4 protein-coding genes are annotated in these 22,462 nt (G+C 62.8%); 3 read left to right on the top strand and 1 reads right to left on the bottom strand.

The annotated features are described in order from the left end of the window. Positions 1-78: 78 nt before the first annotated feature. Entirely contained in the window at positions 79-17,172 is a 17,094-nt protein-coding gene (locus tag ACP2YO_RS19095; protein ID WP_426442221.1) for a hypothetical protein, read from the bottom strand. 2,325 nt (positions 17,173-19,497) lie between these two features. Here ACP2YO_RS19095 and istA point away from each other — a divergent pair. From istA to ACP2YO_RS19080, 3 genes are all read left to right on the top strand, one after another. Next, on the top strand, positions 19,498-21,036 hold the full coding sequence (gene istA, locus ACP2YO_RS19090; protein ID WP_426443134.1) for an IS21 family transposase: 1,539 nt from the start codon (positions 19,498-19,500) through the stop codon (positions 21,034-21,036). Positions 21,037-21,047: 11 nt separating this feature from the next. Then, a complete protein-coding gene (gene istB / locus ACP2YO_RS19085; protein WP_426433809.1) occupies positions 21,048-21,791 on the top strand; it encodes an IS21-like element helper ATPase IstB in 744 nt (247 codons plus the stop codon). Between the two features lie 268 nt (positions 21,792-22,059). Further along, positions 22,060-22,317 (top strand): hypothetical protein, encoded by a 258-nt coding sequence (locus ACP2YO_RS19080; RefSeq protein ID WP_426442220.1) that lies wholly within the window; start codon positions 22,060-22,062, stop codon positions 22,315-22,317. Positions 22,318-22,462: the final 145 nt, after the last annotated feature.

Here is a 22,462-nt window from a genome sequence, read left to right as displayed (position 1 = left end):
TCAGGCCTTTTGGGCAGATAAGCTATGCATGGCCGTCGGGCGCCGAGCGTCCAAGGCGAACTCGATAGCCAAACTGGTCTAGTGGCTCAACAACAAGAAGTCGTTCGCGTGTAAGTTCGCCACGACAGTCTTTAAGAGTTCACCCTCCTCGTGAGGATGCTGACTGTTTGAATCGACATCAATCAGAGTCCGCTCTGCGGGCGTCAGTGCCAGCCAAGCGCTGTTATTTCGTGCGTCGTTTCGATCGAAGTCCATCGAGTTCAGACCGAGCCTTGCTTGGCCCGGTCCGAAATCATACAGCGTGTCCTGGCTGGTTCGGGTGGAGACTTCCTTCAAGAAAAACTGATCCGCAATTGTCACCGCGATTGCGCCGCTTGGCGGGGTGATGGCGGGCGGATCCATGATCAATGTTCCGCCGTGACCATCGGAAGAGAAATTGAATGTGCCGTTGAAGTTGTCGAATGTCAGGCTCGCGCTGTGAATCCCATCTGACAATGTTAGCACGCCGCTCGATGACTTGTAGCTCTCCGTGAAACCGGCCGAGTCTCGATCGATTCCGGCGACATCGATTACATCCGAATGAGCGGCATCAGGCGCTGTCCCGGTGAAGCCTGCAATTTGTCCGGTGAAGCTTGTGGGCTGATCGAACACCAGCGTGCCAGTGCCGCCGGTAAAGGCGATCTTGTCGGTCGAGGGTATGTTCAATACGACCGTTGCGCCGGAGTTGATCGTCGTCGTAGTCGAGGCCTCGATAGCCGGAGACGTCGCATCGGTCTGGCCCGATCCGACCGGTGGATCGGTCACCAACGTTCCGCTGGATCCATCTGTTTCGAAGGAGAAATTCGCGAGTGTATAATTCCCAATGAACACAATATTCGCGGTGTGGGTGCCATCGGTGACCGTCAATTCGTTGTTCGCGTAATTTTTAGAAAACTGGGCCGATGAAATATTGATATCGCTCAGATCAATTTTGTCCGAGGTCGCAGGACCCCCTCCGGAGCCGGTGAACCCCGTGATTGTCCCAGCGAATGCGACCGAGTCGCGCAAGACCAACTCACCCGTTGCGCCTGCCGCGAAAGTGACGTTCCCGTTCGAGGGGCCGTCGTAACTGATTTGCGACGAGCCGTAGATTGTCGCGTTACCAGCCCCCGTCTCGGCGACCGTGACAAGTATGTTTCCGCCGTTGGCAATGAGAGAACCGGTATCGACATAACTGCTTGCACTGATCGTCAATGCGCCGTTGGTAACGTCGATCGTTCCTGCATTCTTAAAGCTCGGGCCGGAGAAGCTACTGCTGCTGGTTGCGTTCCAGGTCGCCCCCACCTCGTTCTCAAAAGCCGTGGTTGCATCCGATACAATGGCTCCATTCAGGATGCCATAATTGTCGATCGTGACTGTTCCATCACCGCCGGTGGTTTGAGCATCGACCGCAGCAACCGAGCCCGTCACCGTGGCATAATTGGTAATACTGACGTCGCCGCCATCGTAGGCAAAGCCACTGATGCCGTAACGTCCGCCCGTGATCGTGGCGCCCGTCTCCGCGAGGACGGTGACCGAACCGGTGCCATAATTGAAGCCACGGATGCCATCGGTCCCCGCGGCGGCTATGATCGACGCATAATCCTGAATGAGGACATTCCCGGCCACGTTGGCATTAACGGCATCGGCCGGATTCGTCAGCGAGACACCTGGATTATATCCAGCGAGAATGCCTGCGGCCTCGTCGCCGCTGAGAGTCGGTATCGCACCCGAGCCGATCGTGCCGTACGCAATGACCGTGATTTGGCTCGATGACGCCACCGCGAAGCTGCTGCCCGTCGACGGCGCATAGTTGATCGCAGAGATGCCCGAACTGCCCGAATCGATCGTGATGCCGCTCGCCGTCGTGACTGATATATTTCCGGGCCCCCAATTCCTCGCGTTGATGCCATCGCCAAATCCATCAGTAGGACTGGGACCCGCGAGAGCAATGATTGTTCCAGCGTCTTCGTTAACGGTGACATTGCCGATACCAAAAGTGACAGCTCGAATGCCGTCGCCAGCCGCCGCCGTGATGTTACCGAAATTGTTGACGGTGATGTCGCCATCGTCGCCGGCGACCGGAGTCACCGCCGGAATCACGTCGCCACCCAGATTAGAGGCGATGATTCCGGCAGGGGGCGTGCCGGCACCCGTGTACACGTTACCCGAAGTGATCGTCGAATTTGACGTCACGACAATAGAACTCGAAACAATCGACAGAACGTCTCCGCCAGCAACGGGGCTCGAAGCGTCTGCAGCAAGCGTGACCGACGTACTCGTGTTGGATGATACCGTGCCAATGGCGGTGCCGGTGGTGTCATCATAGACGGTCATGCCTGGCGCGATCCACGATGGCGTCACGGCAAAGTTCAGCGTCTGGCTTGATGTCGAGGTCGGATAACTTGCAGTTGCTATTTCCGGAAAAGAGAGGGCGTCGCCACTGCCGACCTGATTGGCTGCGTCGGCCGCCAGCGCAATTGTGGTGCCGGTCGTCGCCGATACTGTTCCGACAGTCTGGCCCGTCGTGACGTCGTAGACGGTCATGCCGGGAACGACCCACGACGGCGTCGAACCAAGATTTAGCATGTTGCTCGAAGTTGGCGTTGCAGCGTTGGTCGTCGCGACCTCGCTGAACGACAACTTATCGCCGATGCCAACCGCATTGACCGCGTTCGCGGTGAGCGTCACCGTTGTGGCCGAGGTCGACGACACCGTGCCGATCATCTTGCCCGTCGTGACGTCATAGACCGGGTTGGCGGTCGTAATCCAAGTCGGCGTCGTTACGAAATGCAGGATATTGCTTGTAGTAGCCGTCGCGTTATTCGTCGTCGCCGTCAGCGTGGCAATGGATACTGGGGACGTCTCGTTGGTCGCATCAATGCCGGCACCGCTTGAATAGATGCTAGTGCCCGAGCCGGTAATGACCGAAGTATTTCCGTCATCGTTGTTTTCTGCAAAGACGGCGTATACTTGGTTCGTAATAGGCGTCGAGAAGGCAAGCGTATCGCCACCCGTCACCGCGGAAGCGGCGTTCGCCGCCAGGGAAACCGTTGTGCCAGTGGTCGAGGATACAGTACCAACCTCTTGACCGGTCGTGACGTCATACACGGTCATGTCGGCTACGGCTCCCGCCGGCGTCGCACTGAAGCTGAGTGTCGCGTTTGATGTCGAGGTCGCCGCGGCAGCGGATCCGGTTATCGCCGCGGCGAACGAGAGCATATCCCCGCTCGCGACCGCCGTAACCGCGTTTGCGGCCAGGGTGACCGTTGTCCCCGTGGTCGAAGACACGAAACCGACCGCCTGACCCGTCGTCACATCGTAGGCAGTCATGCCGGCTATGATGCCGGCCGGCGTCGAACTGAAGCTGAGCGTGGTGCTCAAGGTCGAGGTCGCCGCAGCGGCGGATCCAGTCGGTGTCGCCGTAGCACTGATGGCGCCAGAATAGACGTTGATGGCGACGTTTCCCCTGCCCTCGCCTTGGGTACCGGCCTCGATACCGTATTCCGCGACCTGGGTCGTCGTGGTCGACGTCGAACTGGCGGTCACGCTATCGCCATTGACGATGACGTTACCGCTGTCATTCACGGTTACGTCGCCATTTCCGTAGTTGTAGGCAACGATACCCCGACCGTCAGCTGCGGTAATTGCGGCTGAGTTGTTGACGATCACGGCGCCGTTCACGTTAGGCAAGACCGCTCCACCGTTGAAAAATCCTGCATTGATCCCGCTTGGTGACGACCCGCTATCGGTCTCGATGGCGCCGGAGTTGATCGTACCGGCCGTATTGACCGCGACAGTGGCGTCGGCCGCGATGGTGATCGCTGTCGCCTCGTTGGTGGCATTGACGCCAGTACTTCCGGACGTAATCACATCGCCGCTTGACGTGCTCTCCGTTATGTCACCGGGGCCGTAGGTAACGGCCTGGATGCCATAAGGTGAAAGGTTTCCCGACGCGCCGGTGGGAGTGTTCAGCGCCGTGATCGACTCGTTGTTGCCGATTTCGACCGTCACATCGCCCTGGCCGTGATTGACCGCACGGATGCCATCACCCGCCTGGGCATCGATACTGCTTCCGGAAGCGATTACCAGAACATCGCCATAGACAAAGCCATTGTAGCCGGAGATGTTGCCCGGATCGATGTTGGCAGCGATCCCCGCCGGAGCATTGCCGCCGTTCTGCAGATTTGCACCGGAAGTGATCGAGCCCGTCGCAACGACCGAGACCATCACTGGCGTAGCTTGTGATCCAACAGGCGTACTTGTCGTACCGATCGCCGCGTTTGACGCAGAAATGCCGTCGGTTCCGGACGCAATCGACCCCGAAGACACCACGGTGATGTGGCCTTCACCATAGTTGCCTGCAGCGATTCCGAATTGGGCTGTTGTTGGATCGTACAGGCCAGTCGAAAGGACAGTGCCGTTTGTATTGCCCGCCCCTGTCGCCGTGATTGTGCCGGAATTGGAAACGCTGACGTTGCCGGTGCCATAAGTCAGGGCGAGGATACCCACACCGGTATAAGCAATGATATTAGCACTGCTGTCGACCGTGACGTCGCCGAAGATACCCGACAACGGCGGGTTCGGAATGCTCGAAGGAAAACTGGTCCCTCCAACATAGGCAGCCAGAATTGCCGAAGGCTCGCCGCTGGTCACCAATCCTGAGAAGATATTGCCGCCCGCATCGACCGTAAGCGAGCTGGGCGCAACAAGCTTCCCTTGATTCTGAACGTCGATGCCGGTGCTGCCCGCAATGATGTTGACGGACGACCCGGCGTTGACGCTGGCGCTTGCGGATGATGTCAAGGCAACAATCCCCTGCGATCCCGCGCTGAGGAATGAAAGCTGATCGCCGCTGTTGACCGGGCTGCCGGCATTTGCGGTGAGCGTCGCCGTCGTACTTGATGTCGAGGACACGGTGCCAATCCGCTGGCCGGTCGTAAGGTCGTAGACCACCATGCCAGACCCGACCCCTGACAACGTCGATGCAAAACTCAACGTGCCGCTCGAGGTGGTGGTCGCGGCATTGGTGACGGCGGTCGTTCCACTAATGATCGTGGATTGATTAACGTTGATCGATATCGGGCCAGCAAAAGCGAGCACATCACCGCTTCCGACCGGATTGGCTGCGTCAGCGACCAAGGCTATCGCGTTCGCCGTGGTCGAGGAAACCGTACCTATGACCATCCCGGTTGTTTGATCATAGACGGCTGTTCCCGGCACGATCCATGTCGGTGTCGACGCAAAACTCAACACGTTGCTCGTGATAGGCGTCGCTGCGCTGGTGCTCGCGGTCGGAGCACCGAACGATAGCGTATCGCCGCTTCCGACCGGGTTCGACACGTTGCCAGTCAGTGTCACGGTCGTGCTCGTGGTCGACTGGACCGTACCGATGCTCTTTCCGGTCGTCTCGTCAAACACGGTGAGACCTGACCCGATCCAGCCTGGCGTGGTCGTGAAGTTGAGCGTATTGCTTGTGGTCGAGGTCGCGGCGCTGGTGTAAGCCGTTCCTCCTGCGACTGCGCTGATACCGGTCACACCGCTGATGTTGCCGAAATCGTGGATCGTGGTGGACCCGGATCCGGAACTGGTCGAGAGACCCACGGCTCCCGTAGATGAGATGCTGCCCGCATTGAAGACGGCGATGTTGGCTCCGGCCGTGGTCAGACTCACGCCTTTGAACGCACCACTCACGAAAATGTTTGAAGACTGGTTGATCTCGGTGAACAGCGTGTCGGCCGGGTTGCTATCGGCTGTGAAGATGTTGAGGCCGATCGCGGTGCTCGACGAAATAATCGCGCTGGACAACTGAACGAATTGTGCCGTCGCTGGGTTGAGTGATTGCGGCCCCAGAGAGCCCGTCAGCATGGTCGGGGATGACGACGGCAACATGAGCCAGAGGTTGCCCGAGAACTGGCCGAAACCTGCGGGAGGCGTGTAGGCCCCGTTCGCCTCGATGATATCTCCAGCCACTGCGCCCGCGATCGTCGCGCTAAAGCCTGACGGGTTATCCAGGATGAGCTGACCGTCCTCGTCATCGAAGGAAACCGTCTGCCCGGAAGCGATGGTGCCGCCGAACTCCAGGCTCGCCTGCGCGCCGATGTCAAAGGTGCCCGTACCTGAAATGCTACCGCCAATGAAAGCGACAGCGATCGCAGCAATATTGAAGATGTCGTCATTGATAATTGTAAGCGCACCCCCAGCTTCAATCTGGCTCGGACCTGCCATATTGACGGTGCCGGAGTTGGTGATCGTAAATGCGCCATCGGCCCAATTCTGTCCAAGAATGTTCCAGATCCCACCTGTCTGGTTCTGGAAGGAAGCGGTCCCCGACGGGGCCGTGTTCAAGAATGCATTCCCGGAAATCACGCCGGAGTTGGTGACGCTGACCGCCCCATTGTTTGCGCTGTTGCCGCCATAATAGGATGAAACGGCCCAATTCAGGGGGCTTCCGGCGCTGTAGAGGGCTGAGACGACGGCCCCCGAGTTCGTGAAGGTGCTCGCATGTGTGCTCGCGTTGTTGATCTGAACCACCGCCGAAATGCCACCGGCGTTAAAGGAAGCCCCAAGCGCCCGGAGGCTACCCGTATTCCTAACCGATAGGATTCCGCCGCCCGCGGCGGTCAGGCTGCTGCCTGTTCCTACAGCAATTGCGGTACCAGTCGCGGAGTCGATGGTCCCGTTGTTGACGATGGTGACATTGCCGCCGCCCTGTGCAAACACCGACACAGCCTGATAGGCCGCGTTGATCACGGACGTTGATTCCATGGTCGCGCTGATATTTCCGATACCGAAATTATAAGCTCCGATGCCGTACCCGGCCGGTGCATTGATGCCGGCAAAGTCGTCGATCGCAACGTTACCGGCGATCGCAGGATTGTACGCACTTGTCCCGCCGTTGTAGCCGGCCAAAATTCCTGCGGGCTGGACGCCTCCGGTCTGCATATCGAAGCCGGAATTGATCGTTCCGTAGGCCGTAATTGAAATCAGGCTAGACGCGGGAGCGCTTTTTGCCGAACTGTTGGAACTGATTCCTGTTCCGCCAGAGTTGATGACGTCGCCAGTAGCCGTGGTAACGACGACATTCGAGGCGTTGTTGGTATTCGCTTGAATGCCGTAAAGCCCATATAGCGATCCACCCGTGACAGTCGCGTTGCTGAGAACGTCGACAGACAAATCTCCGAACGACAACGTGTCGCCATTTCCAACGGCGTTGGATGCATTACCTGTCAGCGTCACAGTGGTAGCAGTCGTCGAGGCCACCGTACCGACGCTTTCTCCGGTCGTAGCATCATAGACCGTCATACCGGCCGTGATCCACGATGGCGTCGACGCGAAGTCGAGCGTCGTGCTCGATGTCGACGTGGCGCCGTTGGTGATAGCGATCGTTGGGAAAGACAGAAGGTTGCCGCTGGCTACGGCATTGGCAGCGTTCGCTGTCAGCGTGACCGTGGTGCTTGTGGTTGAGGCCACCGTCCCGATGCTCTTGCCTGTTGTGACATCGTAAACCGTCATACCGGCCACGATCCATGAAGGCGTCGAAGCGAAGTTTAAGACGGGACTTGAGATCGACGTCGCGCCATGGGTGGTCGCAGTTGCAGGACCGCTGGTGCCGTTCGAATAAGCGCCGATGCCATATTGGGCGCCTGAAACCGATGTGCCGGACTCGTCCATCAAGGTAACGGCGCCGTTACCGTAACTGTAGGCATCGAGGCCCCGCCCAGCCGCGGCCGTGATATTCGCGAAATTCTCCAGCAGGACCGTTCCATTGATCGCGTTGTTCACCGTCCCATTTGAACCGAAATAGCCTGCGGCGATTCCGTTTGGCTGTGATCCTGATCCGCTCAAGAAAGTCCCCGATTGAATCGTTCCGTAGGCAACTACGGTGACTATCGAGTTGGCGGATTGCGGTATTGCTGTTGCTTCTTCGACAGCGTTAATGCCGTGAGAGCCGGAGATGATGAGGTCTCCAGGCGAAGTCGTGACCGAGATATCTCCGATGTCGCTATTGGCGGCGTCGACCCCGTAGCCCGATCCACCGATTATCGTGTCATTGGCAGCGACGTTCACCACGGCATTGCCAGTGCCTCCGCTCTCAGGAGATGCCACGATGCCATCTTGCGCGGCCGAGATCGTTGTTCCGGCCTCGTCGTTGACCGTCACATTGCCATTTCCATAGTTGTAGGCGTTGATGCCGTAGCCGACCGTGCCGCTAGTCTGAGTGATGTTGGCGTAGTTGTTGACGAGCACGGTGCCGTTGATTGAGGTATTCGCGGTTGCATTGGCCCCATAGAATCCCGCAGCTATGCCCTTTGGTTGGCTTCCGTTCAGGCTCAGTGTCGAACCGAAGTTGACGGTACCGTTTGCTGTGACCGTGATGATAGCGTTGGCGCTTGCTGCTATGACCGTATCGTAATTGATTGCATTAATGCCGGTTCCTGCGGCGTTGGTCGTCGAGCCTGGGTCGGTCAAGATCGAGACATCGCTGGCGCCATAGGTTATGGCGCGAATCCCGTAAAGCGCGCTCGATGTGATAGCGCCGCCTGCCTCGACCGAGACGGTGCCGTTGCCGTAGGTCTCCGCTTCAATGCCGTACTCGGTACCACTTGCCCCGCCGGTTGCGGTCACCGACACGGTGTCGTTGTTGGAGGCGTCGAGGTTTTCGGCTAACACGCCGTTCATGCCCACGCCGCTTCCGCTCACGGGATCCGTTGCTGTGACGATGATATTGCCGGAACCTGTGGCACTGACCTCGGCCAGAATTCCGTCCCCAGCGTCGCCGATAACGGGCCCTGAGGAATCGACCGTGATATCTCCCACCGCGTTCTGAACGACCATGACGCCGTTGGCGGCGCCCTTGATCGTTCCGCTCGGAGTCACACTCAAGGTCGACGGGTTGGCCGGCGTTCCACCGGTGCCCTGGAGATCGATGGCGTCTCCGCTGGTTGTGGTGACATTTCCGGAGCCGGAGATCGTTACAGCACCAGTCGCGGTCGAGATTCCATCAACCGTTCCAGTGAACCCGGGCGATGATCCAAGGATGAGACTGCCACCTGTCCCGGTGAAATCAATCAGTAGCGAGGAGCCGCCGCCGAGCGAAGCCAATCCGCCATTTGCGATTTCGAGATGCCCTGATGTCTCGATCAGTGAGGCGGCGATCGTAAGCGTGCCTAAGTCAACCAGCGTGACGTTCGGATCATCAAGGGTGATCGAATTGACCGTCACGGTTGTTGCGGGCGAGATCACAACCGTGTATGGGCTTGTCGCCCCGACGCTATTGAAGAGGACGTTCGAGGTCGGGCCTGGAACAGAACCTGAGCTCCAATCGGCAGCGTCACCCCAGACCCCACCTGTCGGACTGCCCCAGCCGCCTGGTGTGACCGTGACGTTGAGCGCGACAGGAGAGCTGGAACCGGTGTTACCTGCAACGTCGGTGTCCTCAGCCACAATGCTGTTGACACCATTGCCCGCCAAGGTAACGACGGTGCTCCAGGCCCCTCCACTACCGGCCATCGCCGTCCCGATCTGCGTTGTGTTTCCGTTGAGAGTATCGAACAGCGTCACGGTCGTTCCCGGCGTCGCATCGGGCGACGTCACTGTGCCCGAGATCATCTGGGTGACCTGATCGGTAGTTCCTCCCAGCGTGCTGATCGTCACCGTCGGCCCGGTCTCGGCCACCGTCACGCTCTGGCTGGCGGAGGCGGTGTTGCCGTTGGCGTCGGTGATCTGTGCGCTCACCGTGGCGGTGCCGTTGGCGAGAGCCGTCGCCGCAGCGGCCGGGATCGTGGCGCTCCAGGTCGAGCCCGCCGCATCGACGGTTGCGGTATAGGTCGTGACCACGCCATTGTCGGTGACGGTGACGAGGAAGCTGCTGTTGGCGGCCACCCCGCTCACCATGCCCGACAGCGCCACGCCGGCGGCGGCCTCGGCCGCGTTGATGACGTTGTTGCCCTCGATGGCGGCGATCGTCACCGTCGGCCCGGTCTCGGCCACCGTCACGCTCTGGCTGGCGGAGGCGGTGTTGCCGTTGGCGTCGGTGATCTGTGCGCTCACCGTGGCGGTGCCGTTGGCGAGAGCCGTCGCCGCAGCGGCCGGGATCGTGGCGCTCCAGGTCGAGCCCGCCGCATCGACGGTTGCGGTATAGGTCGTGACCACGCCATTGTCGGTGACGGTGACGAGGAAGCTGCTGTTGGCGGCCACCCCGCTCACCATGCCCGACAGCGCCACGCCGGCGGCGGCCTCGGCCGCGTTGATGACGTTGTTGCCCTCGATGGCGGCGATCGTCACCGTCGGCCCGGTCTCGGCCACCGTCACGCTCTGGCTGGCGGAGGCGGTGTTGCCGTTGGCGTCGGTGACCTGTGCGCTCACCGTGGCGGTGCCGTTGGCGAGAGCCGTCGCCGCAGCGGCCGGGATCGTGGCGCTCCAGGTCGAGCCCGCCGCATCGACGGTTGCGGTATAGGTCGTGACCACGCCATTGTCGGTGACGGTGACGAGGAAGCTGCTGTTGGCGGCCACCCCGCTCACCATGCCCGACAGCGCCACGCCGGCGGCGGCCTCGGCCGCGTTGATGACGTTGTTGCCCTCGATGGCGGCGATCGTCACCGTCGGCCCGGTCTCGGCCACCGTCACGCTCTGGCTGGCGGAGGCGGTGTTGCCGTTGGCGTCGGTGATCTGTGCGCTCACCGTGGCGGTGCCGTTGGCGAGAGCCGTCGCCGCAGCGGCCGGGATCGTGGCGCTCCAGGTCGAGCCCGCCGCATCGACGGTTGCGGTATAGGTCGTGACCACGCCATTGTCGGTGACGGTGACGAGGAAGCTGCTGTTGGCGGCCACCCCGCTCACCATGCCCGACAGCGCCACGCCGGCGGCGGCCTCGGCCGCGTTGATGACGTTGTTGCCCTCGATGGCGGCGATCGTCACCGTCGGCCCGGTCTCGGCCACCGTCACGCTCTGGCTGGCGGAGGCGGTGTTGCCGTTGGCGTCGGTGATCTGTGCGCTCACCGTGGCGGTGCCGTTGGCGAGAGCCGTCGCCGCAGCGGCCGGGATCGTGGCGCTCCAGGTCGAGCCCGCCGCATCGACGGTTGCGGTATAGGTCGTGACCACGCCATTGTCGGTGACGGTGACGAGGAAGCTGCTGTTGGCGGCCACCCCGCTCACCATGCCCGACAGCGCCACGCCGGCGGCGGCCTCGGCCGCGTTGATGACGTTGTTGCCCTCGATGGCGGCGATCGTCACCGTCGGCCCGGTCTCGGCCACCGTCACGCTCTGGCTGGCGGAGGCGGTGTTGCCGTTGGCGTCGGTGACCTGTGCGCTCACCGTGGCGGTGCCGTTGGCGAGAGCCGTCGCCGCAGCGGCCGGGATCGTGGCGCTCCAGGTCGAGCCCGCCGCATCGACGGTTGCGGTATAGGTCGTGACCACGCCATTGTCGGTGACGGTGACGAGGAAGCTGCTGTTGGCGGCCACCCCGCTCACCATGCCCGACAGCGCCACGCCGGCGGCGGCCTCGGCCGCGTTGATGACGTTGTTGCCCTCGATGGCGGCGATCGTCACCGTCGGCCCGGTCTCGGCCACCGTCACGCTCTGGCTGGCGGAGGCGGTGTTGCCGTTGGCGTCGGTGACCTGTGCGCTCACCGTGGCGGTGCCGTTGGCGAGAGCCGTCGCCGCAGCGGCCGGGATCGTGGCGCTCCAGGTCGAGCCCGCCGCATCGACGGTTGCGGTATAGGTCGTGACCACGCCATTGTCGGTGACGGTGACGAGGAAGCTGCTGTTGGCGGCCACCCCGCTCACCATGCCCGACAGCGCCACGCCGGCGGCGGCCTCGGCCGCGTTGATGACGTTGTTGCCCTCGATGGCGGCGATCGTCACCGTCGGCCCGGTCTCGGCCACCGTCACGCTCTGGCTGGCGGAGGCGGTGTTGCCGTTGGCGTCGGTGATCTGTGCGCTCACCGTGGCGGTGCCGTTGGCGAGAGCCGTCGCCGCAGCGGCCGGGATCGTGGCGCTCCAGGTCGAGCCCGCCGCATCGACGGTTGCGGTATAGGTCGTGACCACGCCATTGTCGGTGACGGTGACGAGGAAGCTGCTGTTGGCGGCCACCCCGCTCACCATGCCCGACAGCGCCACGCCGGCGGCGGCCTCGGCCGCGTTGATGACGTTGTTGCCCTCGATGGCGGCGATCGTCACCGTCGGCCCGGTCTCGGCCACCGTCACGCTCTGGCTGGCGGAGGCGGTGTTGCCGTTGGCGTCGGTGATCTGTGCGCTCACCGTGGCGGTGCCGTTGGCGAGAGCCGTCGCCGCAGCGGCCGGGATCGTGGCGCTCCAGGTCGAGCCCGCCGCATCGACGGTTGCGGTATAGGTCGTGACCACGCCATTGTCGGTGACGGTGACGAGGAAGCTGCTGTTGGCGGCCACCCCGCTCACCATGCCCGACAGCGCCACGCCGGCGGCGGCCTCGGCCGCGTTGATGACGTTGTTGCCCTCGATGGCGGCGATCGTCACCGTCGGCCCGGTCTCGGCCACCGTCACGCTCTGGCTGGCGGAGGCGATGTTGCCGTTGGCGTCGGTGACCTGTGCGCTCACCGTGGCGGTGCCGTTGGCGAGAGCCGTCGCCGCAGCGGCCGGGATCGTGGCGCTCCAGGTCGAGCCCGCCGCATCGACGGTTGCGGTATAGGTCGTGACCACGCCATTGTCGGTGACGGTGACGAGGAAGCTGCTGTTGGCGGCCACCCCGCTCACCATGCCCGACAGCGCCACGCCGGCGGCGGCCTCGGCCGCGTTGATGACGTTGTTGCCCTCGATGGCGGCGATCGTCACCGTCGGCCCGGTCTCGGCCACCGTCACGCTCTGGCTGGCGGAGGCGGTGTTGCCGTTGGCGTCGGTGACCTGTGCGCTCACCGTGGCGGTGCCGTTGGCGAGAGCCGTCGCCGCAGCGGCCGGGATCGTGGCGCTCCAGGTCGAGCCCGCCGCATCGACGGTTGCGGTATAGGTCGTGACCACGCCATTGTCGGTGACGGTGACGAGGAAGCTGCTGTTGGCGGCCACCCCGCTCACCATGCCCGACAGCGCCACGCCGGCGGCGGCCTCGGCCGCGTTGATGACGTTGTTGCCCTCGATGGCGGCGATCGTCACCGTCGGCCCGGTCTCGGCCACCGTCACGCTCTGGCTGGCGGAGGCGGTGTTGCCGTTGGCGTCGGTGACCTGTGCGCTCACCGTGGCGGTGCCGTTGGCGAGAGCCGTCGCCGCAGCGGCCGGGATCGTGGCGCTCCAGGTCGAGCCCGCCGCATCGACGGTTGCGGTATAGGTCGTGACCACGCCATTGTCGGTGACGGTGACGAGGAAGCTGCTGTTGGCGGCCACCCCGCTCACCATGCCCGACAGCGCCACGCCGGCGGCGGCCTCGGCCGCGTTGATGACGTTGTTGCCCTCGATGGCGGCGATCGTCACCGTCGGCCCGGTCTCGGCCACCGTCACGCTCTGGCTGGCGGAGGCGGTGTTGCCGTTGGCGTCGGTGACCTGTGCGCTCACCGTGGCGGTGCCGTTGGCGAGAGCCGTCGCCGCAGCGGCCGGGATCGTGGCGCTCCAGGTCGAGCCCGCCGCATCGACGGTTGCGGTATAGGTCGTGACCACGCCATTGTCGGTGACGGTGACGAGGAAGCTGCTGTTGGCGGCCACCCCGCTCACCATGCCCGACAGCGCCACGCCGGCGGCGGCCTCGGCCGCGTTGATGACGTTGTTGCCCTCGATGGCGGCGATCGTCACCGTCGGCCCGGTCTCGGCCACCGTCACGCTCTGGCTGGCGGAGGCGGTGTTGCCGTTGGCGTCGGTGATCTGTGCGCTCACCGTGGCGGTGCCGTTGGCGAGAGCCGTCGCCGCAGCGGCCGGGATCGTGGCGCTCCAGGTCGAGCCCGCCGCATCGACGGTTGCGGTATAGGTCGTGACCACGCCATTGTCGGTGACGGTGACGAGGAAGCTGCTGTTGGCGGCCACCCCGCTCACCATGCCCGACAGCGCCACGCCGGCGGCGGCCTCGGCCGCGTTGATGACGTTGTTGCCCTCGATGGCGGCGATCGTCACCGTCGGCCCGGTCTCGGCCACCGTCACGCTCTGGCTGGCGGAGGCGGTGTTGCCGTTGGCGTCGGTGACCTGTGCGCTCACCGTGGCGGTGCCGTTGGCGAGAGCCGTCGCCGCAGCGGCCGGGATCGTGGCGCTCCAGGTCGAGCCCGCCGCATCGACGGTTGCGGTATAGGTCGTGACCACGCCATTGTCGGTGACGGTGACGAGGAAGCTGCTGTTGGCGGCCACCCCGCTCACCATGCCCGACAGCGCCACGCCGGCGGCGGCCTCGGCCGCGTTGATGACGTTGTTGCCCTCGATGGCGGCGATCGTCACCGTCGGCCCGGTCTCGGCCACCGTCACGCTCTGGCTGGCGGAGGCGGTGTTGCCGTTGGCGTCGGTGATCTGTGCGCTCACCGTGGCGGTGCCGTTGGCGAGAGCCGTCGCCGCAGCGGCCGGGATCGTGGCGCTCCAGGTCGAGCCCGCCGCATCGACGGTTGCGGTATAGGTCGTGACCACGCCATTGTCGGTGACGGTGACGAGGAAGCTGCTGTTGGCGGCCACCCCGCTCACCATGCCCGACAGCGCCACGCCGGCGGCGGCCTCGGCCGCGTTGATGACGTTGTTGCCCTCGATGGCGGCGATCGTCACCGTCGGCCCGGTCTCGGCCACCGTCACGCTCTGGCTGGCGGAGGCGGTGTTGCCGTTGGCGTCGGTGATCTGTGCGCTCACCGTGGCGGTGCCGTTGGCGAGAGCCGTCGCCGCAGCGGCCGGGATCGTGGCGCTCCAGGTCGAGCCCGCCGCATCGACGGTTGCGGTATAGGTCGTGACCACGCCATTGTCGGTGACGGTGACGAGGAAGCTGCTGTTGGCGGCCACCCCGCTCACCATGCCCGACAGCGCCACGCCGGCGGCGGCCTCGGCCGCGTTGATGACGTTGTTGCCCTCGATGGCGGCGATCGTCACCGTCGGCCCGGTCTCGGCCACCGTCACGCTCTGGCTGGCGGAGGCGGTGTTGCCGTTGGCGTCGGTGATCTGTGCGCTCACCGTGGCGGTGCCGTTGGCGAGAGCCGTCGCCGCAGCGGCCGGGATCGTGGCGCTCCAGGTCGAGCCCGCCGCATCGACGGTTGCGGTATAGGTCGTGACCACGCCATTGTCGGTGACGGTGACGAGGAAGCTGCTGTTGGCGGCCACCCCGCTCACCATGCCCGACAGCGCCACGCCGGCGGCGGCCTCGGCCGCGTTGATGACGTTGTTGCCCTCGATGGCGGCGATCGTCACCGTCGGCCCGGTCTCGGCCACCGTCACGCTCTGGCTGGCGGAGGCGATGTTGCCGTTGGCGTCGGTGATCTGTGCGCTCACCGTGGCGGTGCCGTTGGCGAGAGCCGTCGCCGCAGCGGCCGGGATCGTGGCGCTCCAGGTCGAGCCCGCCGCATCGACGGTTGCGGTATAGGTCGTGACCACGCCATTGTCGGTGACGGTGACGAGGAAGCTGCTGTTGGCGGCCACCCCGCTCACCATGCCCGACAGCGCCACGCCGGCGGCGGCCTCGGCCGCGTTGATGACGTTGTTGCCCTCGATGGCGGCGATCGTCACCGTCGGCCCGGTCTCCAGCACAAAGACCAATGGGTTGCTGGTTCCGGTGTTGCCGGCCGCATCGGTGTCCTGGACCACGATGCTGTGGCTACCACTGCCGGATAGCGTCACGCTCGTGCTCCAGGTTCCGTCGCTGCCGACGGTCGCAACGCCGAGCTTCGTAGTGACTCCGTTAGCAATTTCGAACAGTGTCACTTCCGAGCCGACCTCGGCCTCGGTCATGGCCACGGTGCCTGCGATCGTTTGCGTCGCCTCATTCGTGGTTGCACTTTGGGTAACAATCGTCACCATCGGTGGTTGAGTGTCCACGGTGATCGTCTGCGTTCCTGTGGTTACTGTATAGCCAGCACCGGACATGGTCGCCTGGATACTGTAAACTCCATCGGCCAGGGCACGCGCCTGCGCCGGCGTCACGTTCACCGACCACGATCCATTCGTCACCGTCGTCGTGAAGAGATCTTTCACCACATCCGTAGTGTCGACAATCGCGACCGTAATCGGCTGACCATTCACTGGCGCGTTGTCTGCCGTTGCAGTTCCGGTAATGATGAAGCCGGTTGACACGTCGCTCTGGTTGATGATGTTCCCGATACCCACCGGGGTCGTGATCGCAACCGTCGTAGGAACGATCGTAAGAGTCGCAGGAATAATCGTGGTGGCAGTCGACTGCGAAGTCGGCAATGGCGTCGCATTGACGATGACCGATGACAACGCTGTGCCCGCAACGGCCGTGTCGGCGCTCGGATGTTCGGCGCTGTCGGCGGAGGTTGAGATGATTTGGGCGTTACCGGTCAAATCACTCGGTGGCGTGCTGCTCCCGGCCGCCGATGCTGTCGAGGTCGGACTAGGGTTGCTGTTCGGAGCAACATTTTCGGTATGTTGTGGCAGGCTGGGAAACAGTGCTTTTCCGGCGTCGTAGGTACTCAGTACCTGCTGGAATGCACTGAACTCCTGCGTAATCTGGTCGGGCGTCTTGGCGGTCTGCTCCGCAGTGAACTGAAATCCGGCGTTGGGCGTAATCGACAGGGATGAGCCGTCACTCGTGACTGTTCCGATGCGAGCTCCCGATGAACAAACACCTCCACCCGCGGGTATACACTGGAAGACCTCAACGGAATGGACCTGACCATCCTGCTGATCGACAACGGATATAGAGACTTTCCCGTCAGCTGAATTGATATCAAGAATTACCGCGGTGCCGCGAATACCGATGACCGAAACCGCGGTCTCGACCTTCATGTCGCCAGTTTTAGCAACCTGGCCAGCGACAAAGCTAAGGCCGCCTTGGACAAGCGTGTAGAGCGAAGTATTCGATGTGCTGGTCGGATCGTAGGTGAGATCATTCAACATCATCCGCGCGTTCGCGCTGAGATTGAATGTTGTTCCGTCGACTAGCACAAGACCTAGCGTCGAAGCAGTTCCGGTCTGCACCACGTCGGCCTGATAGACCGCATCGCCGTTATTAAGTTCAATAGTAACGCCGTTACGAACGCAACTCGCGCTGCCAGTCATCTTGACAACGTGTCCAACTAACTTGGCAGCGGGTGGGGGTGCAGCGCCTGCCTGGGCGTAGACGCTATGGCCGGTAAATGCGTCTATGATCCGGGAGTCGAGCAGCGCGCCCTCTGGCGAGACCAGCGTTGGACGCTTTTCGCCGTGGAAGTAGTTTGGCACCACCACGCGATGGGAATGATCCGAGACGATCAGATCTTCGCCTTGTCTCTCATAGTCTCCGGAGAACAAGAGGTGCGCGTCTGGGACTGTGAACGTATCCCCGCGACCGTATTCCTTAGAAGAATCAAGTTCAAAGTGGCTAGTCGATGCTCCGATGGAAAAATGCGCAAAATGATTCAAAGCGCCCTCCTCATAAATTAATGACGAAGCGGGGGCCGTATCTTGTGCGAAGGGGTGGTGCAGCTAGCTAGCGCATTGACCATGCCACTCGCCCGTGCACGCAATCGGTTCACGCAAGTACGGCGTGCTTCCAATCTTGAAATAATCCGGCACGTCCAGTCAGCAAATAATCCGGCACGTCCAGTCAGCGCCAAACGCTCTCCCGAGCGGAATAAGTGGCGGCTTTCGAGGCGGTCGGAGCGCAAAAAAACTGCTCCCTCGGCTTGCGAAGCCAACTCGAAGCCCCGCCCTCAGAAGGAGTGCTTTTGCCTAAACCTCAGCGCACGACACCGCAAAAGCTAACAACTCGGAAATATTCAATTATATTAGCGTCAATTTAACGAGACCCGCAATTAAAAATTGCATTTCTGCGAAGAAATGCAGCGATCAGGTTCAACTCGGACGAAAGGCCAAGGTGTATTCCGAACACACGGCAATGATCCGAGAGCAATGTGTCTCCCACGAGCGTACCACTATCTTCGTCGGTTCGCGGAGCGGCGGCCAATGGGACACGCAACACGCATCGACCGTTCGGAGCTGTGTGCGCGGCGATGGCCACCTGTCTCGCAGCCATCTCGTTTGGGAGTTCCAACTGGTCGACGCACGCGTATAGGGCGGGATGGGCGTTCAAAGCACCTAATTTTGGCAGTCGCTGCCTGTTTCTTTGACATTAATCCGCGGATCTCGGTTGGCGACCATGGTTAACGGCCCCGCGTGCAAGGCGCCGACTGGCCACCTGGAGATAGTCTGTTTGGGTAAATCTAGCAGACGATGGCCGTCGAAACTCGCCCGAGAATCGAGCTGAGGTCTCTCTCCCGCTTCAGCGCACGGATCCCTTCGCGAAGAACAAATCCTGGTCGCCAGATAAGGCGATACAGATGATTAAGGGGGTTATTTCGAGACCATTATTTCAAAACGCTAATTTTCGTCGTACATTTGATGAATCGAATGGTGGCGCGGAGTCATTTCGTCAGAACGAAGCGCCTTTTTTCGATAATCCACACCCGCCAAAGCGCGGGGTAAGACAAATGGTATGGTCTCGGCTTTGCCCTATTTGGTCTATTCTGGAGGGTGATTTGGTCGAACGTGGCAAGCGACCGGTATCGCTCCAAGATCGATTGGCCGCGTTTGCGCGCCTGAATCACGAAGCCGCAGAGAAGCTGCCTCCCGGCCCGGAACGAGACCTGCTCCTCGAGAAGGCACGCAAGGCCGATGAAGCCGCGCGGCCTAGTCGTACGACCAGGCGACGGCCCGCAAGCGGAGACTGCCGTTAGGCACGCATCGTCCACACGGCTTCGGATGCATCCTTACGACATCCGCCTGAAATCGCTCGTCGGCGCAGGCAAAGCGCTTCATGTGGGGGCGCCGTTCCTCTCGAATGAGGATATGCGTGATCAATACGATAGACCGGACCAAACGCCTGTACCTGCGCTGGAGCGCGTTGAAGCAGCAACTCCACCCAACATAATAGAGGTCTTCAGTGCGCAGGAGGTCTCAGCATGGTATCCTCAGACCGAGGCTAACATTCCGGGAAACGCGGTACTGCTCCTTAGCCACCCTGATTTGGCTGGCTAAGGCTTTCGTGCCCAAAAGAAGAGGTTCGGAAGATTGGGCTTGCCGCGCTGCCGGCGGTTCGACCGTCGGCCGCGGCGGCGCCGGATCCCGTGTTTGCGGCAATCGAGCGGTATAGGGTCCTGTCCGCCGAATACACTGTCACCGTCGACAAATGCGCCGACTTGATTGCTGATTCCGCTCGATGTCGCCCACCATTCCGGAATGATGTCGCCCACCGTTCCGATTTGATCTCGCCCGCCATTCCGAGATGATCTCGCCCACCATTCCGGGATGATGTCGCCCGGGGGTGACGAGGCCTCTTCTGGCTCCGCTACGGTCCCGCCTTTCGGCTTTGCGAAGGGGACCTGGATGCCGACGGAGAGGTTTGCGATGCGCCATGTGCGCGATGTGATCAGATTGAAGTCGGCCGGGATGCCGACCCGTGAGATTGCGCGGCGGTTGGGAACGGCGCCGTCGACGGTGCGTTTGACGATCCGCCGGTTCGAGGCGGCGGGCTTGACCTGGCCGTTGAGCGATGACCTGACGGATCCTGTCCTGGAGGCCCGGCTGTTCGCGGGGGGCGGCGCCGGTTCTGGCACCCGGCGGGGCCATCGCCGGCAATCCGAGCCGGACTGGGCGGCGGTGCACCGCGAGCTGCGGCGCAAGCACGTGACGCTGTCGATCCTGTGGGAGGAGTACATCGCGGGCGAACCCGGCGGGTATCGCTATTCGCGTTTCTGCGAACTCTACCGCACCTGGGAAGGCCGGCTGTCGGTCACGATGCGCCAGTCGCATGCAGCCGGCGACAAGCTGTTCGTCGACTATGCCGGCGACGGCGTGCCGGTCGTGATCGACCGGCTGACCGGCGAGCGGCGCACCGCGCAAATTTTCGTCGCGGTGCTCGGCGCATCGAGCTTCACCTACGCGCAGGCGACCTGGACGCAGGGGCTCGCCGACTGGATCGGCGGCCACGTCGGCGCCTTCGAGGCGATCGGTGGCGTGCCGGCGCTGCTGGTGCCGGACAACACCAAAACCGCAGTGATCAAGGCCTGCCTCTACGATCCGCAGATCAACCGCAGCTACGCCGACATGGCGGCGCATTACGGCATCGCCATTCTGCCGGCCAGACCGCGACGGCCGAGGGACAAGGCGAAGGTCGAGCAGGCGGTCCTCATGGTCGAGCGCTGGCTGCTTGGGCGGCTGCGCCACCGCATCTTCCACAGCCTCGCCGAGGTCAACGCGGCGATCGCCGAACTGCTCATACGGCTCAACGAGGAGCGGCCGATCCGACGGCTCGGCATCACCCGCCGCAAGCTGTTGGAGGAGATCGACCGGCCCGCGCTAAAGGCCTTGCCGCAGAGCCCTTACGTGTTCGCCGAGTGGCGGATCTGCCGGGTCAGCATCGATTATCACGTCGAGGTCGAGGCGCATTACTACAGCGTTCCGCATCGCTTCGTCCGCGTCGAGGTCGAGGTTCGCTTCACCGCCCGCACCGTCGAGATTTTCCACAAGGGCGAGCGGATCGCCGCGCATCAGCGCATGAGCGGCAACCACAAGCATACGACCGTGCCGGAGCACATGGCCTCCAGTCATCGGCGCTACGCCGGCTGGACCATCGAGCGTATCCGCAAGGACGCAGCCTCGATCGGGCCGGCCACCGCCGCGCTCTGCGACCTGATCCTCGACGAGCGCGCGCATCCGGAACAGGGTTTCCGCGCCTGTCTCGGCATCATCCGGCTTGCCCGATCCTACGGGCACGAGCGGCTCGATGCCGCCGCCGCGCGGGCGATCGACATCGGCGCACGCACCTACGGCTCGGTCAAGTCGATCCTCGCCAACAATCTCGATCGGCGTCCTTCACCCAAGCGCTCCGCGGACGACGCGCCGATCCTTCATCCCAACATCCGCGGGCCGCGCTACTACAACTAGGAGATCACGTCTTGCTCAATCATCCGACTCTCGATCAACTCCACACGCTCGGCCTTCACGGCATGGCCAAGGCCTTTGCCGACATCGAAGCCGGCGGCGAGGCCGCAAGCCTCGGCCACGCCGAATGGCTTGCCCTCCTGCTCGAACGCGAAGCGTCATTGCGGCGCGACAAGCGACTGTCGAAGCGGCTGCAATACGCCAAGCTGCGCCAGCAGGCCTGCATCGAGGACATCGACTATCGCACCCCGCGCGGCCTCGACCGCAGTCTCTTGACGATGCTGGTCGAAGGCGGATGGATCGACGACCACGTCAACCTTTTGATCTGCGGGCCCTCCGGCGTCGGCAAGAGCTGGCTCGCCTCGGCGCTCGGCAACAAGGCCTGCCGCGACAATCGCTCTGTGCTCTATCAGCGCGCACCCCGGCTGTTCACCGATCTCGCTTTGGCGCGCGGCGACGGCCGCCACTCCCGTCTGCTGCGGGCGCTTGGCCGCGTCGATCTGCTCATCCTCGACGACTGGGGCCTCGAACCGCTCGATGCCACGGCCCGCCACGACCTCCTGGAGATCCTCGAGGACCGCTACGGTCGCCGCTCCACCATCGTCACCAGCCAGCTCCCGGTGGATCAATGGCACGCGCTGATCGGCGACCCCACTTACGCCGACGCCGTCCTCGACCGCCTGGTCCACAACGCCCACCGCATCGACCTCAACGGCGAGAGCATGCGGCGAACCCGCAAACCCGGCCGGAAGGCCTGAACCCGTGGCGCTGTGGACATGCCGCTGCGCTTGGACAACGCGAAGTGCGTTGCCCACATGCCCACAGCAGATGCAGCAACAGACAACGAAGACTTCAAGCCGTGATTCAAGGTTGACCTCGCGGCTTCGCCGATGCCAGAAACCAGACAGCCAGAACGCCTCGCGCCCCGGGCGACATCAAATTGGAATAGTGGGCGAGATCATCTCGGAATCCTGGGCGAGATCAAATCGGTACACCCGGGCGAGATCATCGGAATCTGCAGACTTGATGCCTGACCATCCGGACTATTTCGATTTCGAGGACGAAAACTCGCGTGCAGGCGAGGTGTTCTTTGACCAGATGGGAGTCCTGTTCAACTTCCGACCCTCGACGTTGCCAGGCGTCGTGGCCTTGCTGAAATACATCGCCGAGCTCGAAGACTGGCAGATGCCCCCCGGCCTCGAGGACGATCATGGCAAGGAGAACGCGCAGGCGCTGTGCGCTTCTCTCGCATCCGCGCTCCAGCAGATCGGGGGTGCGGCATGAGCTGCGAGATCATTCAGTTTTCAGCCGCTGCGCGGCCGGCCGGCAAGGTTGGCGACAGGTCGACCGCAATCGCTTCTGCGGCCGGCCAACGCGTTCTTACGCCAAGGGAGCAGCGGTGCGAGGGGAAGCCGGAACTCCCGCCGCC

Source organism: Bradyrhizobium genosp. P, assembly GCF_049949265.1.
Lineage (GTDB): Bacteria > Pseudomonadota > Alphaproteobacteria > Rhizobiales > Xanthobacteraceae > Bradyrhizobium.
Note: the sequence above shows the minus strand (reverse complement) of the source record. Positions and strands in the feature narration are given on the sequence as shown.